Origin of the sequence: Halorubrum sp. SP3 (assembly GCF_005435195.1) — an archaeon.
In the GTDB taxonomy this organism is placed as follows: Archaea; Halobacteriota; Halobacteria; order Halobacteriales; family Haloferacaceae; genus Halorubrum; species Halorubrum sodomense.
On the sequence record NZ_SGTU01000111.1, the window covers coordinates 1 to 1,196 of the forward strand.

The window sequence follows — 1,196 nt, forward strand, 5'->3', positions numbered from 1 at the left end:
TCGTTCCAAGTTCCGAGCCCTTCGAAAGGCAATGTAGAAGACTTCGTTGAGTCTCTTGTCTACGCAGATCCTGATCGGTCTGAAACTGAGACTCAAGAGTGGCACAGAAACACGGAAACGCTTGGTAACTTTCGCGAGAAACTAACAGAGATGTCGACTCTCCTCTCTAAAAGACTAAATCACAATCCAAGATATATTAAAAAATTTGTAAATATGTATCGATTTCAAACTCTCCTCGCCAAGGAGCGTGGAATTATCGATCGAAACAGGGGGATTGGTATCGGGATCACTGTAGAACAGCTCGGAAAATTTGTCGCGTTAAGCCTACAGAAGCCGCAGTTCGTGTCCGATCTCACTAATAATCCAGAGGATCTGAGTCGTCTACAGGAATACGCAATCGAAAATTCTGCCGATGAAGAGCCGGACGTAACGCTGTCAGACGCCACAAGAGGGTGGAAAGACGACGAAGAAGTAATCACTCTACTAACGATCGGGTGCGATGGATCAACTCCAGATCCATACAGCTTCGCAAATGCGAATGTGGAATTCTTACTCCAAATATCGCCAGAATCCAATCTCACACTCTCAGACGAGCGCAGAGTTACTGTCAGAATACTGGAACCGATCGGCGAGATATTTGGGACGGACGAGCGGGTGTACACGTTGCGAAAGTCGCAAGTCGTCTCATTACCCGCTACGAACGCAATTCCCCTGATCGAGCGCGGTGCTGCGGAGCTCCCAGAGTTCGATCAGGACCAACCATCCGATATCTCAATCGATATTGACGATTTCAAGGAGTCACAATCAAATACGTTTACAGGTCCCTCAAACGATCAAAAAATGACCACCATTAAAATGATAAGGGACCATCCTGACAAAATATTGAGTATTGATGGCCAAGAGTATCGCGCTGAGCGAAACGATATTATATCACTTCCAGTTCCGGATGCGATTCCGCTAATCCAGAGGGGCTTCGCCAAAAGATTAGAAAATTAACATTTCAATCATCCCAATTAAAAGACGTAAGCGGGCGGAACTGGAGTGAAATTGAAAGTACTCGCGCACAGCGGTTACTGCGCGCGGCCGATAGAGTCCAGTTCTCTTGGAATACCTACGGCTCACGGATTGTTCGCCGCAGGAATGCACCGTCCGGGAATTGAACCCGGGCTATTAGCTTGGGAAGCTAATGTCCTACC

1 pseudogene is annotated in these 1,196 nt (G+C 47.2%); it reads left to right on the forward strand.

Going from position 1 to position 1,196, the window contains the following annotated elements:
• Positions 1-996, forward strand: a pseudogene (locus EXE42_RS15695) (hypothetical protein); the annotation flags it as partial.
• Between the last annotated feature and the right edge of the window lie 200 nt (positions 997-1,196).